General features: G+C 58.4%; 3 protein-coding genes. 1 reads left to right on the forward strand and 2 read right to left on the reverse strand.

Going from position 1 to position 21,993, the window contains the following annotated elements; all coding sequences use genetic code 11:
- The first annotated feature begins 16 nt into the window (after positions 1–16).
- The gene (locus tag ACAW75_RS21225) at positions 17–12,004 is read left to right on the forward strand and encodes a hypothetical protein (RefSeq protein WP_370730762.1); all 11,988 of its coding nucleotides are present in this window, start codon (positions 17–19) and stop codon (positions 12,002–12,004) included.
- A 122-nt stretch (positions 12,005–12,126) separates the two neighbouring features.
- Here the strand turns inward: ACAW75_RS21225 and ACAW75_RS21230 are convergent, their stop codons facing one another.
- Together ACAW75_RS21230 and ACAW75_RS21235 are read right to left on the reverse strand one after the other, a co-directional pair.
- Positions 12,127–14,964 carry a M16 family metallopeptidase gene (locus tag ACAW75_RS21230; RefSeq protein ID WP_370730763.1) on the reverse strand — a complete coding sequence of 946 codons (2,838 nt, stop codon included), beginning with the start codon at positions 14,962–14,964 and terminating at the stop codon, positions 12,127–12,129.
- A 180-nt stretch (positions 14,965–15,144) separates the two neighbouring features.
- Complete coding sequence (locus ACAW75_RS21235; protein ID WP_370730764.1) at positions 15,145–21,978, reverse strand: amino acid adenylation domain-containing protein; 6,834 nt, start codon at positions 21,976–21,978, stop codon at positions 15,145–15,147.
- Positions 21,979–21,993: the final 15 nt, after the last annotated feature.

Raw genomic sequence — 21,993 nt, forward strand, 5'->3', positions numbered from 1 at the left:
ACCCAATACCTGCTATATGCCGCCCATCTGGGGTGTGCCTAATGGCGGGGGGGCCGATGTGTACGGATCGCAGGACCTGGTCTTATCAACGTCGGCTCCGTATACAACCGTGACCATTCGCAGCGCCGATGGGTCGTATACCAAAACGGTGGCCGTCACCTCAACCGGATCAACGATCGTTTCACTGCCTTTATCGGTCGTGATGTCAGATCAGGTCAATACGAAAGAGAGCAGTAAAGGCCTGATCATCACGTCGGGCGAACCCGTTCAGGTTACGTACCGGCTAACGCCCAATCTGAATCAGGATATTGTTCCGCTGAAATGCCGCGCCGCCCTCGGGTATGCCTTTTATGCGGGTAGTCAGACACGGCTGGGCGGCAATAACAATGCTTACGAACGGCATTTTGTGTCGGTCATGGCCACCCTGGATGGCACCACTGTTACGTTCCGTAGCCCGATCGATTTGGAGGGGCACCCCGCCAACACGCCTTTTAGCATTACCCTGAACGCCGGGCAGACCTACCTGGTCAGCTCGAAGGTGATCAACAACGGAGCCAATACGGAGAATAAGTCGGTGGCAGGTACGCTGGTCACGTCCGATCCCGATCACCCGATTGTGGTTAACTCGGGATCACAGCACACCGTTCAGCCCTATAGCGGCAACCGGGATGCGGGTATCGACCAGTTGGTGCCCGCCCGTACGGTGGGTACCGATTATATAGCCGTGCATAGTCTGAACACCGCCGCCAACGCTGATTATGTGTTTGTGGTAGCCGTCGAGAACAATACGACCGTGACCATCTCCGGTCCAACGACCGTGACAGGTACGTCGTCGGTGTTGTCGACAACGACCTTGCAGGCGGGACAGGTGTACACCTACAACCTGCCCAACAACGCGCAGAACCGGGCGTTCTACATCAAGACCACCAGGAAGGCTTACGTCTATCACGTGTCGTCGTATGCGCAGAATGAATTTGGCATGGGCCTGCTGCCAACCATCAATCCCTGTAACGGCAGCAAACGGATCGACTTTTACCGCACAACGGCGGCCTCCAATGACCAGGCGCTGGTTACCATTCCTACCTCGGGTACGTCGAGCCTGACGTTTCGGGGACAACCGTTTTCCGTTTATGGAACCGTCATTGATCAGATAACGATCAATGGCGTTCCGCATAGCATTATCAGTTTTCCGAACAGCTCCATTGCCGCCGTTGATAATGTCAATACGCTGACCTCGAACGCGCGGTTTCACGTAGGGGTCGTCTCGAATACGGGCGGTGCCTCAACGGGTAATTACGGCTATTATTCCAATTACGAAGCGCGCGTCGATGTGATCAATGCGCAATCGGGGCAGCCCGATGATTTCATCACCGTAGCGCAGGTGACCGTAGGCAGCCCCGTAGACTATTGCCTCACACTGACCAGCTGCGGTAATACGAACACCATTAAAAGCATCCTGCCGGGGAAATACACCAAGTCGGCGACGTTCAACAGTCAGCAATGCGTGACCTATACGATGAGCACCACCGCGCCAATCTGTGCGCGCGATACCATTCGGGTCATTGTGCAGAATGAACTGGGCCGCGAAGGGCAGGTCTGTCTGGAATACGTCAACAATAACAACGACCTCATTGTCTCGGTCCTGTCCAGTACGTCATTTATCTGTCAGCCAACGGGGGCGGTATCAATCACGGTTGTTCCGGTCAGTTCGGGCGGAAATTTTCAGTACGAATGGATCACACCCGATAAACAGGTACTGACCACGAAGATTATTCAGGCCACGGGGCCGGGACGCTATTTTGTCAGCGTCAGCGACGGGAACACCTGTATTGATACCACCTCGCTAGTCATAAAGGCCGACGTGCCCACGGTGAAGTTCACCGGTACGTCGGCCAGTAGTACGTCATTTTGTGTGGGCACGTCAGTGCCTTATACCCTGTCGGCTACCGCAGGTACGTATACCTGGAGCGCCACAAACGGGACCATTACGTCGGGTGGTACGCCCACCAGTCAGACGGCAACGGTGCGCTGGGGTTCGGCGGGAGCCGGCACATTACGGGCAGTAGTAACAAGTGCCAATGGGTGTACGGCAGCCGTAACGCAGACGGTAGCTATTCAGGCGGCGCCCGTCTTATCCTTTTCCGTGCAGAATGCCGCCTGTTTTGGGCAGGCAACCGGCCTGGTCAACCTGACACCCAGTGGCGGCACAACGCCGTATACCTATCGCTGGAGCAACGGAACAACCACCGAAGACCTGACCAACGTTGCCTCGGGACCTTACTCGGTCACGGTGACCGACCGGGGCGGCTGCGCCACATCGGGCAGTGCTGTCGTTGGTCAGTTTACAACAATCTCTATTGCATCGACTGTTACAAACGTAGGCTGCAACAGCCGGACCACCGGGGCCATTAGCCTGTCTGTTTCGGGTGGTGCGCCAGCTTATCGGTATTCATGGAGTACGGGCGGTAGCACACTGGCCACCACTACGCCCAGCCTAACCGGTCTTGCGGCAGGTACGTATGTGGCTACGGTCACCGATGCCAACAATTGCGTGGGGAGTCTGACGGTTGTGGTAACGCAGCCCCCGGCAATCACGCTAACGCTGGCGGCGCAAAACGTGGCCTGCACCGGTGCGGCAACGGGTACTGTCAACCTGACGTCGACGGGGGGTGCTGGCGCTTTTACGTATATATGGAATACCGGGGTCACAACAAAGGACTTGTCAGGGCTACTGGCCGGTGCTTACTCCGTTACCGTGACCGATGCCAATGGCTGTACGGCTACGGCGTCGACCACGATACAGCAACCCACGGCCCTGGGATTGACTACTAACCGGGTGAATCCGACCTGTAATGGAGCCAACACGGGCAGTATCGACCTAACCGTTTCGGGCGGGACTGCTGGGTACGTCTATAGTTGGCGTGGGCAGGGCGCAACCGGACAGACCACGCAGGATTTGACGGCTTTAATGGCGGGCACCTATTCGGTAACGGTCACGGATGCCAACGGCTGTACTGGAACCACATCGGTCACGCTAACGCAGCCTTCGGCATTGACCTCCTCCGCAACGGTGCAGCCGGTCAGCTGTTTCGGAGGAACAAACGGTAGCCTGAGCCTGTCGCCATCGGGTGCCACAGCGCCGTATACCTATCGGTGGGATGGTCCCGTGGCGAACGGGGCCACAACGCAAACGATAGCGGCGCTGGTGGCTGGCGCCTATTCAGTGACCCTGACCGATGCCAGCCAGTGCAGTTTGGTACAATCGTACTCGGTTACCCAGCCTGCCGCCCTGTCGCTGAGCGCCGTTCTGCAGGCCGTTGCCTGTAACGGAGCCAGTACCGGCGCTATCGATCTGACAGTTTCGGGTGGAAAGACGCCGTATAAGTATGCCTGGAGCGGCCCGACAAGTGGAGGTGCCACCACACAGGACCTGTCTTTGTTACAGGTTGGCAGCTATTCAGTCGTGGTAACGGATGCCAACAACTGCGTGGCTACGCAGACGTTTAGCCTGACGGAACCGGCCGCCCTGGTTCCTAACCTGACCAAACAGCACATTGCCTGTACCGAGGCTGCTACCGGAAGTATCAGTCTGGCTCCAACGGGCGGCACCGGCGCGTATACCTACCGCTGGAGTACCGGCGCTGGCACACAAAACCTGACTAGCCTGATTGCCGGGCTGTATTCGGTCACGATCACCGACGCCAACGGGTGTATGGCCCTGGCGTCGGCGGTCCTGACGCAGCCTGGCGCCCTTACGCTAACGGCAACGGGCCAGAACCCCACCTGTTTCGGGGCTAATGACGGCGCTGTGGACCTAACGGCTTCGGGCGGCACGGCTGGCTACACATACGCGTGGCGTGGAGGGCAGACCACGCCGGATCTGGTAGCCGTGGTGGCGGGTGCTTACTCCGTAACGGTCACCGACGCCAATCACTGCCAGGCTGTGCTGACTACCACGCTGACCAACCCACCCGCGCTGAGCGTTGTGCTATCGAGTCGGCCACCAGCCTGTTTCGGCTCGGCCACGGGTAGTATCAGCATAACCGCCACGGGGGGGACCACCGGCTATTCCTACCGCTGGACTACCGGAGGCACTACCGCCAATGTATCGGGCCTGATGGCGGGTACGTATTCCGTAACGGTCACCGATGCCAACGGCTGCTCGCTTAGTCGCAGTGTTACGTTGACTGACCCACCTGCACTTACGCTGACAGCCTCAACGCAACAGCCAGCCTGTTTCGGCGCGGCCACCGGCCGAATTGATCTCACGCCAACCGGTGGCACCGGCGCGTATACGTACCTGTGGACCGGGCCTGTGAGCAACGGGGCAACGACGCAGCATCTAAACAACATCTCGGCCGGTACGTATCAGGTCACGGTCACCGACGCCAACGGATGTAGCCAGACACTGGCCGCCACGCTAACCGACCCGCCCGCCCTGACGATCACGCTGGCACCCGCCGCCATTGCCTGCAACGGTGCTGCTACTGGTGTGGTCAGCCTGACGACTACCGGCGGCACGGGTGCCTACACCTATCGCTGGAGTAACGGCGCTACGAACCAGTCGCTGGCTTCCTTACCGGCTGGGGCTTATTCGGTAACCGTGACCGATGCCAACAGTTGTACGGCTAAAGCACAAGCCGCTCTGCAACAGCCTGCTTCGCTGACGGTTACGCTGCTGGTGCGGCCCGTTGCCTGTTTCGGCGGAACCGACGGGGCCGTTGGGCAACTGACTCAAGGCGGCACCGGCACGTATACGTATCGGTGGAGTAACGGCTCATCGACTTCGGCCCTGTCGGGCATCGTGGCGGGTGTCTATTCAATCACCGTTACGGATGCCAACGGTTGCGCGGCTAGTGCATCAACAACCGTAGCGCAGCCTGCCGCCCTCTCGTTAACTGCCACTACCCAGTCGATCGCCTGCTTTGGTGGACAAAATGGGGCCGTGAACGTAACGCCTTCGGGCGGCACTACACCCTATTCATTTCAATGGTCAGACGGCAGCACGACCGAAGATCTTGCCGGTGTGCTGGCAGCTACGTATTCAGTGACCGTTACTGACAGTAACGCCTGTACCCTGACCATCAGCCGGTCGCTGACCCAGCCCACTGGCCTATCGGCTACGCAAAGTCATACCAACGTGAGCTGTACCAACGGAGCCAATGGAGCCATTGACCTGGTGCCCGCCGGAGGCGTTGCGCCGTACACCTACCTGTGGAGCAACGGCGCTACAACTCAGGACATTTCGGGCCTGGCCTCAACAACGTACACTGTGACCATCACAGACGGCAACGGCTGTCAGCTCCAGGTGACGGTGCCCATTACGCAACCCATCCCGTTGACCATTCAGCCCGATCCGTCGCTGGTGTTGTGTAACGCGCAGCCAGCCAGTATTGTCACCGACACGCGCGGTGGCACGTCCCCGTATACCTACCTGTGGAGTTCGGGAGCAACTACAGCGTCGGTGTATGGGCTGGCCGCCGGGTTCTATTCCGTTGTTGTGACGGACGTGAACGGTTGCACAGCCACTACGTCGGCTACCATTGTTGAACCGCCGCCGTTTGGTATTGCCGCCAGCGTAACGGCTGTGGCCTGCACTAACCAGTCGACCGGCGTTATTTCGCTCAAAATTGAAGGAGCCACGCCGCCCTACGCCCTCACGATGACCAACGCCGCCAATACGGTGGTGAGCAACAGTACGCTGACAACGGGGCTACCGGCCGGTTCATACCTCATCAACGTCGTTGACAGCAACAGTTGCGTACAAAGCACGACCATTACGATTACTGAATCACCGGCCTTGACCCTGGCAACAGGCGCCACGAACCTGCTGTGTAATGGCGAGCCACAAGGCGTCATTAGCTTAACGGCGGCCGGTGGCCGGTCACCTTTTGCTTTTGCCTGGGCTGGGCCGACCAACAACGGGGCCACCACCCGGCAACTGACCAACCTGCTGGCCGGTACGTATTCGGTGACGGTGACCGACGCCAATGGCTGTACGGCCACGGCTACCCAAAGCCTTACCCAGCCGCCACTACTGACAATGGGGGCCAGCTATACCGACGTGACCTGCTTTGGCGGTAATAATGGGCAGATTGCCGTGTCGCCTGCTGGCGGTACATTGCCGTATTCCTATTCGTGGACCGGACCGGCCAGTACTGGAGCCACCACGGCTACGATTACCAACCTGGTGGCGGGTGTGTATAGCGTAACGGTCACGGATGCCAACGGTTGCTCGGATGAGTTACGGATCACCATTGACCAGCCTACGGCCTTGTCAGTGACCAGCAGCACGACCAACCTGACCTGTTTCCAGCAGGCATCGGGCCGCATCGATCTAGACGTAACCGGAGGTACGTTGCCATATGCCTATTCATGGACTGGGCCTGCGGGAACCGGCTTGCCTGTGGCCAGCCTGACTGGATTAGTGGCGGGCGTTTATTCCCTGACAGTCACCGACGGGCAGGCTTGTTCAGACGTCCGCTCGTTTACGCTGACCCAGCCAGACCCATTAACACTGACGAGCGTGCTACAACCTGTTGCCTGTTTTGGCAAGGCAACGGGCACCATCAGTCTGACCGTTTCGGGCGGCACCGGCCAGCCCGCCTTTGCCTGGAATGATGGAGGTACTACGAAAGACCGGACCGGCCTCGTTGCCGGGCTGTATTCGGTCACGATCACCGACGCCAACCAGTGCGTTCTTGTTCAGTCATTTACCATTACCCAACCCCCCGCCCTGACCTCGGCCGTGACCAGTCAGTCGATCGCCTGTTTTGCGGGAACAACAGGTAGCCTCAGTGTCACGGTGACGGGAGGAACCGCCCCCTATTCGTATAGTTGGACTGACGGCCCAACGGCAATAAGCAATCGAACAGGGCTGAGCGCAGGCCAATACCTCGTGGTGGTGACCGACGCCAACGGCTGCCAAACAGGCAATGGGGCTACACTCGACCAGCCTGCGCCACTCGTTGTGGCACTCACCCCCACGCCCGCCCGCTGTTTTGGCGCGGCAGACGGAACCGTACTGGCCAGTGTACAGGGCGGAACCCCGTCGTATAGCTATACCTGGGGAACAGGCGCCTCTACATCGGCGGTTTCGGCGCTGCCTGCCGGTGCGTATGCGCTAACTGTTACGGACGCCAATAGCTGTATGGCGCAGGCACAGGCCGCCGTAACACAGCCAACGGCGCTGACGGTCACCAGCACGAAAATCAACGTCCGCTGCTATGGAGGCACCAACGGGCAAATTAACCTGGCTGTATCCGGGGGGACATTACCTTACTCGTATGCGTGGAATACAGGCGCGGCAACGGCATCCCTCGACAACGTACCTGCGGGCATATACACCGTAACCGTGTCGGATGCGAACGGCTGTAATCAACTGGTTTCGTTTACACTGACACAACCATCAGCCATATCGGTAGCGGTGTCGGCTACCAACGTCAACTGTTTTGGAGGAACTAACGGCACCGCCAGCCTGACCGCTACAGGCGGCGTTGGCTCGTATACGTACCTGTGGAATACGGGCGCTATTGTCCCGTCGGTGGGGAGGCTTCGGGCGGGCGTTTATGCGCTGACGGTGACCGATGCGAACCAATGTTCAGCACAACAAAGCCTGACAATAACGCAACCCCCCGCCCTGACCGGCAGCATTAGTGGTACCAGTGTCAGTTGCTTGGGGGGGGGCGACGGACGGATTGCTACGACGATCGGTGGGGGAACCAGTCCCTACAGCTACGACTGGACGGATAGTGTGTTGAACAGTCCCAGCCGAACCGCTTTACCCGTTGGCACTTATTCGGTGAACGTTACCGACGCGCAGGGCTGCCTCATTACGCTGGTAGAATCGCTGACGCAGCCGATGGGCGTGGTGCTGATGATGTTCGTTGCCCCACCACTTTGCAACGGCCTTGCCGACGGGGTGGTATCGGCCACCGCCCTTGGCGGAACGCCACTCACAACTACCGCCGCTTACCGGTATCGTTGGGATACGGGTATAGAAGCGCAGCAGCTAACGGCGTTGCAGGCCGGGACGTACTCGGTGACAGCCGTTGATGCCAATGGCTGTATGGCTAATTCATCGGCGCTGGTCGAGCAGCCAACGGGGCTGAGTCTAACTGCCGCAACAATCGATATCCTGTGTTTCGGTGGATCAAACGGACAGATCAGCATCGAGGCGTCTGGGGGCACACCGGGGACGCCCGAACACCCCTACACCTACGTGTGGAGCACGGGCGCTACAACACCATCTATTCGGAACGTACCTGCGGGCGTATACTCCGTAACCGTGTCGGATGCCAACAACTGTACGGTAGTCGAGTCATTCACGCTGACCCAGCCATCCGCCTTATCGGTAAGTACCAGTACGACAAACATCGCCTGCTTTGGCGGCAATACCGGCAGTGCCAGCCTCACCGTGACGGGCGGCACCCCGGGAACGGGCACCGTCGGTTACACTATTGTCTGGACTACCGGTTCGCGCCTGGCGGAGTTAGTAAACCAGCCAGCCGGGGTGTATTCGGTGACGGTGACCGACGCAAAGCAGTGTGCCGTTGCCTCCAGCGTAACACTGACCCAGCCACCGGCGTTAGCCATCAGCGCTACACCAACAAACATTACCTGCTTTGATGGATCGAACGGTGCTATCAGTCTGACCGTCGCCGGAGGAACACAGCCGTTTAGCTATAGCTGGACCGACGGGGCCACGCTCTCTGACCGAACCAGCCTGACTGCCGGTGTGTATCAGGTAGCGGTGACGGATGCGAATGGTTGTCAGATTGCCCTCACGCGTACGCTGACGCAGCCCACTTCGCTCCGTCTGCAAATCAGCGTAGCCGATGTCAGTTGCTTCGGCGGGTCAGACGGCGCTCTGTCGGTTCTTGCGGTAGGGGGCACGCCGCTCCTGACGGGTGATTCTTACACGTACCTGTGGCATACGGGTGCATCGACCTCTGCCGTGACGGGCCTGGTGGCGGGTACGTATTCAGTAACCGTGACCGATGGGAATCAGTGTAGTCAGTTTATGAGTGCCAGCGTTAGTCAGCCCACGGCCCTGTCGGTCGCCGGGCTGACGGTGGCCGCTTCCTGCGCGGGGGGACACGATGGAGCCATTAGCCTGACCGCAACGGGGGGCACGCCGCTGTATCAATATGGCTGGAACAACGGCGTGACCACGCCCAATCAAACCGGTTTACTGGCTGGTGTGTACTCCGTGACGACCACGGATAAAAACGGCTGTTCGGCGCTGTTGTCGTTGGCTGTTACGGAACCGCCACAACTGACGGTCACCATTGCGCAGCAGAACAACCTGTGCGAAGGTGACCGGACCGGCTGGGCAGAAGCCAGCGTAGCAGGTGGCACCGGTCCCTACAGTTATACCTGGACCGATAGCGGATCGACCACCCTGCTCAGTACGACCAATCGGCTCGACAACGTGTCGGCAGGAACCTACACGCTCATCGTCGCCGATGCCCACGCCTGCCGGGATACCCTCACCGTAAGGTTGACCCAGCCGTTGCGGCTTGCCGCAGAAATCAATGTCATTCCAGTGAGTTGCTTTGGACATGCCAATGGAGCCATCAGCACAACCCTGGCGGGAGGCACCGGCCCCTACAGCTATACCTGGACCGACGGCTATACGCACCAACTGCCCAATTCGCTGACACAGACAGGGTTGTATGCGGGTGCCTATGTGCTTACACTTGGGGATGCCAACAACTGCTCTGTCGAATTGGTGATTAGTGTCAGTCAGCCCGAAGCGTTGAGCCTGATGCACCAGATTAGCGATGTTCGTTGTTTCGGTGGTGCCGATGGCGTTATAAGTTTAACCGGCCTGGGCGGCGTTGGCCCCTACAGCTATACCTGGAGCAGTGGACAGGCTACGTCAGCCGCCAGCGGATTAACGGCTAAAGCATACGATGTTATTCTGACGGATGACAAGGGTTGTTCCCTCATTCGCTCATATAGCGTAGGACAGCCCACTGCCCTACGTCTGGCGGAGCTAACCACCGCCGTTTCCTGTTTTTCGGGCACCGACGGAACGCTGAGTCTATCTGTAACAGGTGGCACCGCCAATAGGCCAGGCCAACCCTATTCATATAGCTGGAGCAACGGCCAGTCCACATCGTTACTGGGGGGGCTATCGGCGGGTGTTTATTCCGTGACGGTGACCGATGCCGTTACCTGCACAAGCACCAGTTCGTTCACCATTGGCCAGCCCGACCCGCTAACGATCGGTAGTGCCGTTACGCCCGTTCGCTGTGTCGGTGGTGCCGACGGAGCGGTGAGTCTGACAGTAACGGGCGGCACCCTGCCTTATACTTTTGCGTGGAACAACGGGGCCTCGTCGGCGGCGGTTAGTGGTCTGCTTGCTGGTGTCTACGCGGTAACCACGACAGATGGCCAGGGCTGTTCGCGCCAGGATTCGTTCAGCGTTGCCCAACCCACGGCCCTGAGTCTTACTGCCGTGGTAACGCCTGTTTCCTGCCACGATGGTCTGGATGGGGCCGTGAGCCTGACCATGGCGGGAGGTACCCCCAGCCTGTCGGGTCAGGCCTACGTATATGCCTGGAGCAACGGCACCTCTGGTTCGGCCATCGGTGGTTTACTGGCAGGGGCCTATTCAGTTACCGTCGCCGATGGAACGGGCTGCACACGTACCGATTCGTTTACCGTGGCTGAGCCCACCGCCCTTAGTGTGGCTGTTGCCATAACGGATGTGCGCTGCTTTGCGGGCCACGACGGGCTGGCCAGCCTGACAGCAAGCGGAGGTACATGGCCCTACAGCTATACCTGGAGCAATGGCCAGTCGACGTCGCTGATTTCGGGCCTGACGGCCGGGGTCTATAGCGTTACAATCGTAGATGCCAACGGTTGCTCGGCCAGGCTATCAGTAACGATAAATCAGCCATCGGCCCTATCCCTGATCAGCGATCAAACAAACGTAAACTGCGCTGGTGGCACCAACGGAGCCATCAGTCTGACCGCTACGGGTGGTATTGACGCCTCAGGTACGTTCCCATACAGCTACAGCTGGACCAGCGATAACACGATCTTCACTGCATCATCCTCAATGGTGTCTGGCTTGTTGGCGGGCGGCTATTCGGTCACGGTGACCGACGGGAATAGCTGTTTGGCGACCGGTCGATTTGTGGTTGAACAACCCAACCCACTGGCGGTTTCGGTTTTGCCCACGTCAGTTTCCTGCACAGGACAGGCAGGCACCGTCACCACCGAAATACGGGGTGGGACGCCTGCCACGTCTGGACCAGCTTATCAGTATTTGTGGAGCAACGGGCAAACCAACGCCACGGTTGCCAGCTTCCCCGCAGGTACATACTCGCTCACCGTGACCGACGCGAACGGGTGCTCGGCTACTACGGTCGTAACCGTATCACAACCGCCCCCATTTATGCTGAACGCGGTAGTGAAACCGATACGCTGTTATGGAGCAGCGACGGGTAGTATCGATGTACATGTTGAAGGCGCTACGCCCGGATCGCCGGTAAACCCATATAGCTTCACGTGGAGCACCGGTGCAACAACCGAAGAGTTGACCGATCTGGGTGCCGGCATCTACTCACTGACGGTGGCCGACGCCAACGGATGCCACGAAGTGACCAGCTTCACGTTAACGCAAGCCGATGACCTGACCCTGGCAGGACAGGCTATTTCGTCAAACTGCACAGGCCCGTTACCCCGGCAGGATGGTCAGTTGATGCTGACCACGTTTGACCCCACCTGGCGGTATGCCATCTCGGAAGGGACCAGTTTCACTACCGTTATTGCCGACCTGGGTACGTTGCCGGTGGTGCCGGCTAATGGCGTACTTCGAACCGACCTGCCTAACCCCAACAATGACGCCGGGCAGCCCTATACAATCCGTCTTGTCACGTCGGCCGGTTGTACAAAAGACCTTACACTGACCTTATTACCAGTTAATTGCCTCTGTAAGCCCGACGTTTGCGCGCCGGTTCGTGTTCGGCAGACGAAGGGCCGGAGATAGACAAAAAAAGTCCCTGCCTGGCAGGGACTTTTTGATATTACGGGCAAGTTTAAGTCGGATCATAGGGAAATGAGGACTTCGCGGTCGGTAACTATAGCCTCCTACAGGGCGAAGCTCACCTGTTAGTCCTTCGGGAGCAGAACAAACCGGATCAGGTTGTCGCCGAGGTACCGATTGGCGGCAGCTTTGGTGCTCTCAACCGTTACCTGTTTCATCAGCTCCGGTTCGCGGAGGAGTTCTGTTAGATCATCTCCATTGTAATACTGGTTCGAGAGGTAGCTGAGCCAGAAACTGTTGTCTTTGCGTTGCACTTCCTGCTCCCGTTGGGTTTCGGCTTTAAACTTGGCAATATCGGTTAGGTCGGCACCGCTGGTTTTTAGCCTGGCAATTTCTTTATGAACCAGCGCTATCAGCTTGTCTACATTGTCCGGGGCACAGCCAAAATTGATGCGGAAGGTATAGCGAGGCACCGGGTAACGCCCGTACACGCCGCTAGCCGAGACGCCATACACACCACTTTCGGCTTCGCGCAGCTGCTCGACCAGCTTGATTTCCAATACTTCGGCCAGTGCATCTACCTGCGTGGCATTCTCGGGCGACCAGTCGAAATTGCCGCTATAAACCAGTTGCACACTGGCCTTCGGATCAACGCCCCGCCGAACGGTTTTACTCAGCTGCCCCTGTGGTGCCCGAATGCCCAGATCGCGGAAGGTTTCGTTGCCATTTTTCGTAGGCAGGCTGCCCAGGTACGTTTCCAGCAACGGCCGAATCTTCGCTACATCGAAATTGCCGACAAAAACGAAGGTAAAATTACTGGCGTCGGCAAATCGATCTTTGTAGATCTGGATGGCCCGGTCCAGGTTCACCCGGTCGAGGTCGGCAGGGGTGAGGGGCTGGCGGCGTGGATTATGGTTGCCCAACGTGACCGAGATGGTGTCCTGAAATACCTTTTGCGGCGTTGGCGTAGCCAGCTGGTTTGCCAGCGCACTCTTCTGATTCGAGAGGAAACCGGCCACCACGTCGGGGTCGCGGCGGGGCTGGGTGAAGTAGCTGTTCAGGAGCTGAAGCGCCGTTTCCAGGTCTTTCGGCGCCGCGCTGCCACTGATGCCTTCGCCCAGTTCCGAAATGTAGGGCGATACATTCAAGGCTTTACCGGCCAGAAACTTACCGAGCTGAATCTGGCTGTAGTCGCCGGTACCGCCCAACGCAACCAGTGTGGAGGCGAAGCGGGCCGTCTGGTAATCGGGCAGGTCATACAGCGACGTGCCCCCGAGGCTATTGCCGCTAAACAGCACCTGATCGTTCTTGAACGTCGTGGGCTTCAGCACAACCCGCACGCCGTTCTTCAGCCGTAGTTCTGTCACGCCAATCTTGTCGATCTTCGTTTCGCTGACTACGGGGCCGGGTGTGGGCGGTGTGGCCAGCAAGGGCTTGTCGAGCACTTTATCGTCGTAGGCGGTCAGGTCTTTGCCGGCGGCATCGATGTAGCTGATCACCGTGGCAACGCTGGGCAGCTTGGCTTTGTCTGCCTCGGGCGCCATAATAACCACCGCCCGGTTTTCAGCACGAATAAACTGATCGACCAGTCCGTTGATCTCGGGTAGCGCGATACTGGCAAGATTTTGCCGGACAAAATTATAGTAGTAGTCGACGCTGACTACGGGCTCCTGGTCCGTGAAATTCCCCACGTATTGGCCTACGTAGTTAGCCGAGCGTGTTTTATTGCGTTCGGCATAGGCCTGCTCGGCACCCCGCAACAGTTCTGTTTTGGCGCGGGCCATTTCAGTGGCCGTAAAGCCGAACTGCTTCACCCGTGAGGTCTCGTTCAACAGGGCCTGAATCGACCGCTGGATATTGCCTTCCTTGGCCACGGCAAAGGCTGTGAAGGCATCCAGATTGCCCAGGAACGACCCGTAGTTGCTGGCTCCGTACAGAAAAGGCGGATCGGCCTGCTGCGTCAGCTCCTGGATGCGGTTGCCCAGCATGGCATTAAACAGCTCACGCGTAATGTCGGCTTTCAGATCGCCCAGCGTACGGTCCTTTAACTCGGGGCGTTTGTAAATAAGCTGGATGACCGTGTTTGGCTGTTCGTTATCCGTCACAATGACCACCTTCGTGTCTTTGTGCGCATCGATCAGGTACGTTGGGCGCGGAATAGGAGACGTGGCTTTCGGGATCCGACCGAACTTCTGCCGGATCATGGCTTCCACCTTGCTCACGTCGAAATCGCCCACGGCGATCACGGCCATCAGATCGGGCCGGTACCAGGTTTTGTAGAACGACCGCAATACCTCGGGCCGGAACGTGCGGATGATGCTGTCTTTACCGATAGGCAGGCGGTTGGCGTAGCGCGAGTTATTGAGGATGTATGGAAAGTATTTGTCGCGCATCCGTTGCTGGGCGCCCCGGCCAAGTCGCCATTCTTCCAGCACTACGCCACGTTCTTTGTTGATCTCGGTCGTGTCGAGGGTCACGTTATGCGCCCAGTCTTCCAGAATCTGCATCGACCGCTCAAAGACCTTCGCCGAATCGGTCGGAACGGGCAGTTCGTAAACCGTTTCGTCGAAACTGGTGTAGGCGTTCAGGTCGGCCCCGAACCGGATACCCGACGATTGCAGGAAATTGACCAGCTCGTTCTTCGGAAAGTTTTTGGTGCCGTTGAAGGCCATATGCTCCATGAAGTGAGCCAGACCCTGCTGCGCATCGTTTTCCAGCACCGAGCCAGCCCGCACAACCAGCCGGAGTTCGGCGCGGTTGGCCGGTTCGGCATTTTTGCGGATGTAATAAGTGAGGCCGTTGGGCAGTTTTCCCACCTTCACGTCCTTGTCGAACGGAATCGGTGCGGCGGGGTTGAAGCGAACAACAACGGGTGAAGCGGCCTTTTTCGACTGCGCCAGAACGGGCATCGACAAGCCAAGCGCGACCGTCAGCATCAACGGCCAGTTACGCAAAGAAATCATAGGGTAGGCAAAACAAGTTTGTATAAAGGTGTAACAAACTGTTCTATAAAACAGATTCGTTTGCCCTGAAATTGTCTTGCCCACAGCGGGGTACGGTACGTTTCTTTCGCGCGGACCCTGCGATCGTCGGGAACGGCTGGTCGAAGGGCCCGTGCGAAAGAAGTATATGGCCTGACGCGCCTACACGCCCTCCAGCTGCCGGTACGAACCGGGTTTGTCGGGGTCGGCGATGAACCAGGCAGGGTTGCCCTGTTGGTCGCGGCCCAGGCGGGCACCAGGAACAGGCGGCGAATCAGCCGACCATACGCCAGGTACGTTGTTGGTGTCGGTGACGCCCGGCGTCAGGAAACCCGCCGCAATCAGGGCGTCGATGCTGGTGAGGCAGGCTTCGCGGATTCTGGTCAGGTCGGCGTCGGTGTGGGCTTCGGTGATGAAACAGGGGAAGCCGTCCCAGATATGAATGCCTTTTTCGCGCATCATCGTGAACAGCAATTCGCCATACGGCACATCCTCTGTCCATTTCAGTCGCCAGAGTGAGCCAAACTGTGTGGCCACGATGGGTAGCTGCTGCCGGTCGAAGCGGGCGTTGAGCGCCGTGGCCAGTTGTTCGGCGTGGCGGGTCAATCGTTTTTGTAGCGATGGGCTTTCGGCCTGTAGATGCAGCAGCGACGCTTTGGCCGAGGCCAGCGCCAACGGATGCCGCACGAATGTACCCGCGAAATACGTGACGCCCACTTCGGGGAACGAATCGTCGCCATACTGCCAGAAACCGCCGTCGAGCGCATCCATGAAGGCTTTTTTGCCCGCAATTACCCCGATGGGCAGCCCGCCACCAATCACTTTCCCGTACGACGCCAGATCGGCTTTAATGCCGAACAACGCCTGTGCGCCGCCAAGGTGCATGCGGAAGCCGGTGATCACTTCATCGAAGATCAGGGCGGTGCCCGAGGCTTCGGTGATGGCCCGTACTTCTTTCAGGAATTCGATGGGCCTGAATTCGGGCCGACGGCTTTGCACGGGTTCAACCAGCACGGCGGCCAGTTCATGGGCTCGCTCACGAATAATGCGGAGGCTCTCATCGGTGCCGTAATCGAGGATCAGCATATTCTGCACCGACTCAGGCATGATACCCGCCGCCGCCGGGAACGACTTCAGCTTTTTGGTGCCACGAACCAGCACTTCGTCGACAATGCCGTGGTAGGAGCCAGTAAAAGCAACGATCAGGGAGCGCCCTGTGATAGTCCGGGCTATACGCATGGTTCCCAACACCGCTTCAGAGCCGGTGCTGCACAACGCGGCCCGGTCGAACCTGGTGAACTCGCAGACCAACTGGCAAACTTCGCCCGCCAGTTCGTGTTGCGGCCCCACTTCGTAGCCATTTTCAACCTGCTCGTGGAGCGCCTCTTTGATGAAGTCGGGCTGGTGACCAAACATTGTGGCGCCAAAACCATTCAGCGAGTCGATGTATTCGTTGCCGTCGAGGTCCCAAAGGCGGCTTCCTTTCGACTTGTTAATCACCAGCGGGTATACGATCTCCTTTGTCAGCGGCCGGAAACCCGACACCACGCGTGGGTCTGCCATCTGGGCGCGGTGATGCTGCGTGTATTCTTTGCTTTTTGCCGTTTTCCTGGTGTATCGGGCGGTCAGGTCAGCCAAAAACTGCTCCTGTTTCGGGCTGAGGCCGGTCACCTGCCGGTCAATGCGGGCCGTGGCGCCAAACGGTTTTTTCAGTTCGGCCGCTTCCTCGGGCGTAATGTCCGGGTTGGGAACAGACACCGATAGCTTCGGGGCCGCATTCGCCACCGGTACGTGGGCGGGCTGAGGCGCAGGAGGGGCGACGGGTGGCGGCGCAGGTACGTTAGGCACAGCCGCCATTGGCGCTCCCTGCATCAGGGCTACCTGTTTTGCCAAAATCTGTAATTGCTGAGCGATCAGCCCCAGCGCCGAATCACCCGGATGCGGGGCCACTCCAACCTGACCAGCAGTTGGCTGGTAAGCAACAGGCTGCGGTGCATAGGCTGGCTGAGCCGGTGCCGACACGGTAGCCGCAATAGGCGCTGGCTGGTGAGCATCAGCGGGGAGTTGCGCGTCCAGGTACGTTGCCAGTTTCTGGGGGGTATCGAACTCGCCGCTTAGTTGCCGGAAGGTGATCGGAACGCCAAACGTACGCCGCAGGCTGATGGATACCTGCGTAAGCAGCAACGAGTCGAGGCCAATTTCGAGGAACGACGTGGTGGGCGACGTTCCCGACATATCAATACCCGACGCGTCTTCGAGTAGCGTATTTAACTGATTGAGAAGATGTTCACTGCGCATAAGTACGGCTGGTGTTGAGTAACTAGTCGTTTCCTGTGAAAAAGTACGTTGATGATCGGTTAAATGGTCCCCACTTTCTTTAGGCTGCTCGAAGAACGGTGGTAGAGCCGCCGCCTGAGTCGTATTCCCCTGGCTGCCCTGCGTGGGAATCAGGGGAATGGCTCCGGCAGGCGGGTCTACCCAACAGCGTTTTTTATCAAAGGCATAGGTCGGTAGTGGCACTATACGCTGGGCGTGATTGGCATAGAAAGCCCCCCAGTCGGGGTCGAGGCCCTGTAGCCAGACGCTACCCAGCGCCGTCAGCAGAGCCTGATAGTCGGTCTGTTCGTCGGGGCGGTGCAGGCTGGCCACTGCCGTCATGGGCCGCTGACCTGCCACCCCACGGCTTGCCTGCTGCCGGGCGAGTGTGGTGCTGCTGGTGCCGGGGCCCACTTCGAGCAAAAGCGGGTTCCGCAGGCCCAGAATCGTATCCAAAGCATCGGCAAACCGGACGGTCTGACGCAGGTGGGCCGCCCAATAATGCGGGTCGGTGGCTTGCTGATCGGTAAGCCAGGTGCCACTGACCGTTGACACGATCGGTTTTTTGGGCCGTGACAGCGCAATCTGCTGAACCGTTTCAGTAAACGCTGCCACCACCGGGTCCATCATGGTTGAATGAAAAGCGTGGCTGGTTTCGAGTACGCGGTTCGGAATACTCTTCTGATCCAGCCGTTGCGCAAAGGCCGCCACATCTTCGTCAGTACCCGCCACCACACACAGGCTATGGCTGTTGATGGCCGCTATCGACAACGTATCGGGGAGTATTGCCTGAACATCTGCCACCGACCGCCGAACCGACAGCATACTGCCGCGCAGGCAGGAGCCAACCAGCTGGCCCCGGCGGGCAATCAGCTGAAGGGCATCGGGCAGCGAAAAGACGCCTGCCAGATGAGCCGCGACAAATTCGCCCAGGCTATGGCCGCACAGAATGGTTGGTTCGATGCCCCAGCTTTGCCATAGTTTGGCCAGCGCATAGTTGGTCACAAACAAAGCTGGTTGCGTGTAACGGGTATTCTTGAGCAACTCTTTCGCCGCCAGTCCAGCCTTTTTGGGGTACATGACCGACCGGATATCCACATCGAGGTAAGGGGTCAACAGGTCAGCGCAGGTGTCTACCGCGTCGCGGTAAACGGGTTCGTGCTGGTAAAAGTCGTGACCCATGCCAAGATATTGAGCGCCCTGACCGGGGAACATAAACACCACTTCGCCCGGTCGCCCGTTGAGCGTATGCGTATTGGTATCCTTTTCCAGCAGGGCGTCGCCCGCTTGTGTGGCGTTGGCTGCCACAACGAACCGCCGTTGCCCCATAGCTGGACGGGTGGTTTGCAATGTATAGGCAACATCGGCCAGCGGCGCAGCGTCGGGCGCTTGTAGGTACGTACCCAGGCGTGTCCCGTAAGCCTCGCGGCTAGGTGCCGATCGGGCCGACCAGGTTAGCAGCTGATACGGTCGGTTCGTGGCTGGAGAGGCGTCGGCTGGTGCTGCCACCGGGGTAGGGGCTTCTTCCAGCACCACATGAACATTGGTGCCTCCTACGCCAAATGAACTAACACCAGCCCGCCGTGGCAGCGCCTCGATTGGCCAGTCGCGGAGGGTTGTGTTGACGAAAAATGGACTGGTTGAAAAGTCAATAGCGGGGTTAGGGCGCTCAAAATGCAGCGACGCCGGTATTTTTTGATGATGCAGCGCCAGCACCGTTTTAATGAGTGCTGCCACGCCTGCCGCCTGAGTAAGGTGGCCCATGTTGCTCTTGATGGAGCCAAGGGCACAAAACTGCTTGTCAGCCTGTGGGCCAAAAGCCATTGTCAGTCCATCAAATTCGATGGGGTCGCCCAGAGGGGTGGCCGTGCCGTGCGCTTCTATATACTGAATCGTGGCCGGGGCAACCTGTGCGTCGGCCAGCGCCTGCATAATGGCTGCGGCTTGGCCTTCGGCATTAGGCGCGGTGAAGCTACCTTTTCCGCCTCCGTCGTTGTTGACCCCTACGCCTTTGATGACGGCGAAAATAAGGTCACCATCACGTTGGGCTGCCTCCAGCGGTTTCAGGAGTACTACGCCAGCCCCATCGCTGAAGACCGTGCCACTCGCATCAGCATCAAACGATCGGCATTGCCCCGTTCGGCTCAGCATCGCGCCTTCTTCATAGAAATGCCCGCTGTGAACGGGCGATGTAATGGCCGCGCCACCCGCCAGCGCTACCGTACACTGTCCACTGCGTAAACTCTCAACCGCCTGCGTGATGGCCAGCAGCGACGTAGAGCAGGCCGAATAGACACTTACGGCAGGGCCCTTCAGGTTTAGCTGGTAGGCCGTGCGCGAAGCAATGTAGTCTTTTTCATTTACCGTCATGGCCTGAAAAGCACCTACCCGTTCCATTGCTGCCGGATTGGGCAATACATTATTCAGGAAGTACGTATTGTTGCCGCAGCCGGCCCAGACGCCAACCAGCTCATCACGTACCGATCCGGCTAGCTGAGGCAGATAACCCGTTTGTTCCAGCACTTCATAGGCAATCTCCAGAAAGATGCGCTGTTGCGGATCCATGAGGTTGGCCAGCGCTGGCGTTAGCCCAAAAAAGGCCGGATCGAACTGATCGGCCTGGTCAATAATGCCCCGCGCCCGTACATAAGCCGGGTTGGCACGTACCTGAGCCGGAATGGATGGGTCGAGCTCGTCGGGCGAGAAAAAGCGGGTGGTCTCCCGACCTTCGGTCAACACCTGCCATAGTTCATCAATTGTGTTGGCCCCCGGAAACCTGCCGCCCATACCGATCACCGCAACATCGCCCGATGTCTCGCGCTGTCTGACTGGCGCAACGCGAAGCGGAGCCGCGTTGGGCGGGCCCCCTGGCTCAAAAAACGCCGCCAGCCCTGCTACCGTCGGATATTGATACAGTTTAGTAATTGGTAACGCTTGGCCGATGGTGGCCATGAAAGCTACCGTTTTTTGGGCCAGCAGCGAATTGCCCCCTAAATCAAAGAAATTATCATCGACACCAACTGGCGAAATCTCCAGAAGATCGGCCCAGAAATCGACTATCTGGCGCTCCAGCGACGTGGCGGGTTCCCGATACAGGGTAGGCAGGGCGGGCCGGGTCGGTTCGGGCTTCGGCAAGGCCAGCTTATCGACTTTACCGCTCGTGGTACGCGGAAACGACTCAACAAGAAGGACCTGCGCCGGAAGCATGAAGTCGGGTAAGGTGCTGGCCAGTTGCTGCCGAAGTGTTGACCCGTCGCTGGTGACGTCGGGAGCGAGGATAACGTAGGCAAGCAACGTCTTTTGGCCCGACTGACTTTCATTCGCCACCGCTACAGCCTGAAGCACACCCGGCAAATGAGCCAGTGCTACTTCAATTTCACCTAGTTCAACCCGGTTTCCCCGAATTTTCACCTGGTCATCGCCGCGCCCTAAAAAGTCGAGCGTGCCGTTTGGTTGACCGTTCCCCGTTGGGTCAGTAACGTACCTGGCTAAATCACCAGTTCGGTAAAGCACCATGTCCCCTTTTTCAGGGTGTTTCCAGCGAAGAAATCGTTCAGCCGTCAGGTCGGGCCGATTCAGGTAGCCAAGGGCCACACAAGGACCACCAATGTATAGTTCCCCTACCTGACCAGGCTCAACCTCGGCCAGCTCGTCAGACAGGATAAGCACTTGCGCGCGGGCTATCGGTGCGCCAATGGGTGGTAACGCTGGCCAATCCTCGGCGTTGCCCCTGAGTTTGTGCTCGGTGACCCAAACGCTGGCTTCGGTAGGGCCATACACGTTCATGAATGTGCAGTCGGGCAGTTCGGTGAAGAACCGCCGTATCTGGGGCGTGATCCGTAGCCGTTCGCCACCGGTGATAACTTCCTGAAGCGTAGCGGGAAACAGCTTACTTGTTTCGGCAGCTTCAGCCAGGTATTGCACAACCACATAAGGCAGGAACACGCGGTTGATGCTGTTATCAGCAATAAAGCGCAATAGTCGGGCAGCATCGAGCCGATACGAATCATCGATCAGGTAAACAGTGCCGCCGGTTGCCAGCGGAACGAAAATTTCCTGAAAAGAGGCATCGAAGCTCAGGTGGCAAAATTGCAATGTTCGCGTACCGGGCTGCGCCGTACCGTGTTGTGCTTGCCACTGTATCAGATCGACAAGCCCAGTGTGCCCCAGACAAACACCTTTGGGTATACCAGTCGACCCGGACGTATATAATACACAGGCACTAGCTGTCGATTGCTCTGGGGCTGTTACAGGCAACGTACCTGTAGATTGGGTTGGCACAGTCAGGCCCATCGCTTCGAAAGCAGCCTGCTCATCATCATCAGCCAGGCAATAGGTCAGGTGCGCACTACTGATAATCTGTTGCAGGCGAGCCGCCGGGTACGTCAAATCAAGAGGGAGGTACGCCTTGCCTGCTTTCAGAATGCCCAGGAGCTGACTAACCAGGCTAAGGCGACGGGTAGTGCTGACACCAATGAGCTGCGCCTCAGGCGCCGTCTGACGCAGCCGTTGCGCAATACGATCGGCTTCCGCGTTCAGTTCTGCATACGTCTGCGAATAACCACCCGAAACTACTGCTATTGAAGACCCTAGTTGCTGAACTGTACTTTCTACAAGACTATGTATAGCATTCGTCGGGCCGTTGGATGAATGGGTAACTGACAACGGGTCAATAGGCATAATAGCGAGTCGTTT

Source organism: Fibrella arboris, from assembly GCF_041321095.1.
Taxonomy (GTDB): Bacteria; Bacteroidota; Bacteroidia; order Cytophagales; family Spirosomataceae; genus Fibrella; species Fibrella arboris.

Bases quoted from the DNA above. Each gene is read 5' to 3' on its own strand.
- ACAW75_RS21225 (WP_370730762.1), top strand. From the start codon at position 17: ATGCCGCCCATCTGGGGTGTGCCTAATGGCGGGGGGGCCGATGTGTAC.
- ACAW75_RS21230 (WP_370730763.1), bottom strand. From the start codon at position 14,964: ATGATTTCTTTGCGTAACTGGCCGTTGATGCTGACGGTCGCGCTTGGC.
- ACAW75_RS21235 (WP_370730764.1), bottom strand. From the start codon at position 21,978: ATGCCTATTGACCCGTTGTCAGTTACCCATTCATCCAACGGCCCGACG.